Origin of the sequence: Paraburkholderia sp. MM5384-R2, from assembly GCF_014201025.1 — a bacterium.
Lineage (GTDB): Bacteria > Pseudomonadota > Gammaproteobacteria > Burkholderiales > Burkholderiaceae > Paraburkholderia > Paraburkholderia tuberum.
In genome coordinates, this window is record NZ_JACHDI010000067.1 from 1 (window position 1) to 4254 (window position 4254).

At 61.1% G+C, this 4254-nt stretch carries 3 protein-coding genes and 2 pseudogenes; 3 read left to right on the top strand and 2 right to left on the bottom strand.

All coding sequences use genetic code 11. The features are described 5' to 3' along the window. Positions 1–61: 61 nt before the first annotated feature. Positions 62–1111 (bottom strand): annotated as a pseudogene (locus tag HDG37_RS38480) (Tn3 family transposase); the annotation flags it as partial. Here HDG37_RS38480 and HDG37_RS38485 point away from each other — a divergent pair. Then, positions 1073–1357, top strand: a complete 285-nt coding sequence (locus tag HDG37_RS38485; RefSeq protein WP_184056771.1) for a hypothetical protein — start codon at positions 1073–1075, stop codon at positions 1355–1357. The pseudogene HDG37_RS38480 and the gene HDG37_RS38485 overlap by 39 nt on opposite strands. Positions 1358–1386: 29 nt before the next feature. Continuing rightward, positions 1387–3120 carry a penicillin-binding protein 2 gene (locus HDG37_RS38490; protein WP_184056774.1) on the top strand — a complete coding sequence of 578 codons (1734 nt, stop codon included), beginning with the start codon at positions 1387–1389 and terminating at the stop codon, positions 3118–3120. 180 nt (positions 3121–3300) lie between these two features. On the opposite strand, the pseudogene HDG37_RS38495 reads toward HDG37_RS38490, so the two are convergent. Next, a pseudogene (locus tag HDG37_RS38495) lies at positions 3301–3492 on the bottom strand (DDE-type integrase/transposase/recombinase); the annotation flags it as partial. Between the two features lie 170 nt (positions 3493–3662). On the opposite strand from HDG37_RS38495, the gene HDG37_RS38500 reads away from it, so the two are divergent. Beyond that, a complete protein-coding gene (locus HDG37_RS38500; RefSeq protein ID WP_184056777.1) occupies positions 3663–4190 on the top strand; it encodes a hypothetical protein in 528 nt (175 codons plus the stop codon). Positions 4191–4254: the final 64 nt, after the last annotated feature.

A 4254-nucleotide genomic window follows, 5' to 3' on the forward strand; every position in this document is an offset into this window, starting at 1 on the left:
TTGAATGCTTGTCCGTATTTTGCCAATTCGTTTTCTCATAATCGCCCCCGGTTCATCGATTCTATCGGGGCGACAAGTATTCTGACGCGAGGGGCTTCTCTTCGGCTGCCGCCTGCAGCATGCGGGCCCAGTACTCGGGATCAGCGTAACGGGAGGTGAGCGCGTCGATGTCGACGGGCGTGGTCGCGGCACCGAAATCCATGGCGCCGAAGAAGTTGACGTGCCGCCAGGCGTCCGGCGACATGCCGGCGATGAACGTCATCGCGGCCTCGTCGCCCGCAATGCGTTTTTGCTCGTGCACGCGCGAGAGCAAGGCGGTCTTGTAGTGGATCATGGCGTTGGCGATCAGGCGTGCGCAATCGTTTCACAGTTGCTGCTCGGCCTCGTTGTGCACGCGCAGCTTGCCAGCATTGACGAAGGCAATCGCGCGGCGCAGCCGGTGGTACGCTTCGCCCCGGTTGAGCGCCTTCTGTATCGACTGGCGCAGGTCCACATCATTGATGAACTGCAGGATATGGCGTGTGCGGCAAAGGCTATCAAGTTCCCAGAGCGCCTTTTTCGTCTGGTTCTGGCGCTTGTAGCTCGAGAGCTTGCGCACGAGGGTCGCCTGCGAGACCTGCTTTTGCCCGAGCGAGGCCATGATCCGCTGGACGGCCGGCCATTCACGGATGATCAGTTCGTCATTGGATTTGCGCAAAGGTTTGACGAGCCACTTTCCGTAGTGACCCGGTGCATGACTGCCAACGAGACCGGCAAGTTTCTTGTGGAAGTCGCGATAGCGCGGCGCGAACTGATAGCTGAATGCATACAGGGTCCAGTAGTTCACCTGGTTTGTGCCGTGCGTGTCGGTGGAATGCAGCTGCGGGCGGATGTCGGAGGTGTTGTTGTAGAGCAGATCGAACACGTAATGGCTCTCGTGTTCGTGAGCGCCGAAGACGGTCAGGTTGAACGGCACGTGGTTGGCGACGGCGGTGTTGGCGCTGATACCCTTGTCGAGGCCGAAGTATTTGGGCGAATGGCGAGCCTGGAAGGTATCGAACTGGGTCTCGAAGCGCTGGCCATCACTGCTTGAATGGATCTGGTCGCCGATGTTGAAGAGGTGAAAGGCGGGTCACCCGGCGGTGGTTCTGTCGCGATAACAATCGCAGCTTTTGCTCAAGCTGCGATTGTTATCGCGACAGAACCGGTGCGCGACACCCGCCCGGTCACTATCCACTTGCATGGATCTCGCATCCAGATTACGCTCTCATTACAATTGCAGCGGCGACGCTCGCCGGCGTCGGGGGTGGTGCTGGCCGTGCACTTCCACTCGCATCTCAAGGTATTGACCGCCGCCGATTCGGGCGGCGCAAGTTAATCGCGTTCTCGAGTTCATTACCCGCACCAATGATCCAGAAGAAAAAATCGCAGTCGCATGATTCGTACGCGCCCGTCGCGAAGAACCCGTTGCTGGCCGCGCGATTGCCGGCGTGGCGTTCGAAGTTCATCGTCCTGCTGGTGTTCGGCGCGTTCGCGTCGCTGGCGGCTCGCGCGTTCTGGGTGCAGGTGGTGAACCAGGACTTCTACGTCGATCAGGGGCAAAAACGCTATCAGCGCACGATCGAACTCGACGCGACGCGCGGGCGCATCGTCGATCGCAACGGGTCGATGCTCGCCGTCAGCCTCGCGACCTACGAAATCTGGGCCAATCCGAAGCAGATCGACGAAGCCGCCGTCGCGCCGCTGGCGAAGACGCTCGACCTGCCGCTGGCGGAATTGCGAAAGCGTCTGAACGGCGACAAGATTTTCGTGCTGCTCAAACGCCAGGTGGATGCCGACACCGCCGCCCGGCTCTCGAAGCTCGGCCTCGCCGGCGTCACGCAGATCGCCGATTCGAAACGCTTCTATCCCGAAGGTGAATCGGCGGCGCACGTGGTCGGCTTCACGGATATCGAGGACAACGGCCAGGAAGGCGTCGAACTCGCCGCCAACGAGCAGTTGCTCGGCGTGCCCGGCCAGCGCGAAGTGATCCGCGACCGGCTCGGCCGCGTGGTCTCCGAAACGCGGTCGCTGGTGCCCGCGCACAACGGCGACACCATCCATCTGACGATCGACCGGCGCATCCAGCAACTCGCCTATGGGCAACTGAAGGACGCGATCGCGAAACATCACGCCGAAGCCGGCAGCGTGGTCGTGCTCGACGCGCGCAACGGCGAGATCCTCGCGCTCGCCAACTATCCAAGCTTCGATCCAAACGACCGTGCGCGCCTGACCGGCAAGCAACTGCGCAATCGCGCGGTGGTCGACACCTTCGAACCGGGTTCGACGATCAAGCCGGTGGTCGTCGCCCTGTCGATCGACGAGGGCAAGGTGCGGCCGCAAAGCGTGATCGACACCGGGCCCGGCTGGTACAAGATCGGCCCGGCCGTGATTCACGACACTTCGAATCACGGCGTAATGACGGTCTCCGAAGCGGTGCAGAAGTCGAGCAACATCGCGCTCGCGAAGCTCGCGCTGAACCTGCCGGCCGAAACCATCTGGACCAAGTACCAGCAATACGGACTCGGCCTGCGGCCCGAGCTGACCTTTCCGGGCGTCGCGTCCGGCAAGGTTCGGCCGTTCAAACGCTGGCGTCCGATCGAACAGGCGACCATGGCGTACGGCTACGGGCTCTCCGCGTCGCTGCTGCAGATCGCGCAGATCTACACCGCATATGCGGGCGACGGCACGATGCAACGCGTCAGTCTGCTGCGCACCGGGGCGCATGCCGCGGGGCCCTCCGTGGAGACCGATCTCGCCGTGACGAAGCCGGCCACTGCGCAGGCGATCCGCGCGATGCTGGAGATGGGCACCGGCGAGGGTGGCACGGGACGGGCGGCGGCGGTGGCCGGCTACCGGATCGGCGGCAAGACTGGCACGGCCCGCAAACAGGTCGGCGCGACGTATGCGAAGAACCGCTATCGCGCGCTATTTGTCGGCATGGCGCCGATGAGCGACCCACGGCTGATCGTCGCGGTGATGATCGACGACCCGGCGGGCAAGGCGTACTATGGCGGGACCGTCGCCGGGCCGGTGTTCAGCGAAGTGACTGGCGGCGCATTGCATTTGCTGGGCGTGCCGCCGGACGCGCCCGGCGTTTGACGCCGGGGTCGCATCGCCCATGCTTCGTGCATCGTCGCGATGGCCTCAGATCAATTAACGGCTATTGACCGCGCAATGCACGATCAGCCTTCCTAGATTGCACGTCGCACCGGCGGATCTGGCAGGTTCTGTCGCGATAACAATCGCAGCTTGAGCAAAAGCTGATATGAGTAGGACTACTCACGCTGCCAAAGAATAGAATTGCTCGGCTGCAGTCGAGGCGACGCCGTCGTCACACATCTGCCCCTTGCGGATCATGTGCGCGATCTCTATGCCAGACAGGATGATGCGCGCACAGCGGAATTCCTTGAACCCCATCATCGGTTTGATGATGCGTTTAATGGCACGGTGATCCTGCTCGACGACGTTGTTGGAGATCGGGCCGCATAACGAGGTCGTCAAGTTTGCACGCAATGCCTGGAATGACATCACGAAGGGGCCCGGGCCAAACAACGATTTGAGGAAAGCTGTTGAAGCGGCTATCGCGACGCTCCCTCCTCCGCCTCCCGCGCCATCGGTCTATATCGCCGTTGGAAAGCATCATGGCGGATTGGGCGTACAAGTTGGCTCCTGGAAGTTTTAGACGCACCAAGTCATCAAAGGCTCGTTTCGCGCTCGATGTTTCGGGTAAAGCGACCGTTCATGTGCAAAAAACGTTTTTGGAGGCAAACGTGATTCTTCGCATGATGACGACCGCCTCGTCAGCGATGGTATCGAAAGCCCGAATTATGCTTCCGCTCGTTATGGTGGTTGGCTTGGCGGCGCAACCGGTCGATTGTGAACCAGTGCACGTCATTACCGTGCAACCCGGCGCGACCGAAGACCTGTACTTCCAGTTCAATCTTTCCGGTAATGTCTATGTAAAGATCGGCACGAAAGACGCAGGTGAGCCATGCGCCGAATTTTGGTGGATTACTTGGCCTCTCGGCAGAGTCGAGGCTCTCGGGCGCCCCTGCGGCTTCGCGACGTTCGAGATTCCGGGGTTTTCGAAGTTTGCCATCTCATCCAAGCTCCGAGTCGGCGGTACAAAGACGCTGACTGACCTTGCCCCTGTTTCGCGAATCCCATAGCTGAGAGATTTATGCGGCTCGCCCCTGTTGAGCGGCGAACCAGTTTTTCTCGAACGTCATGGGG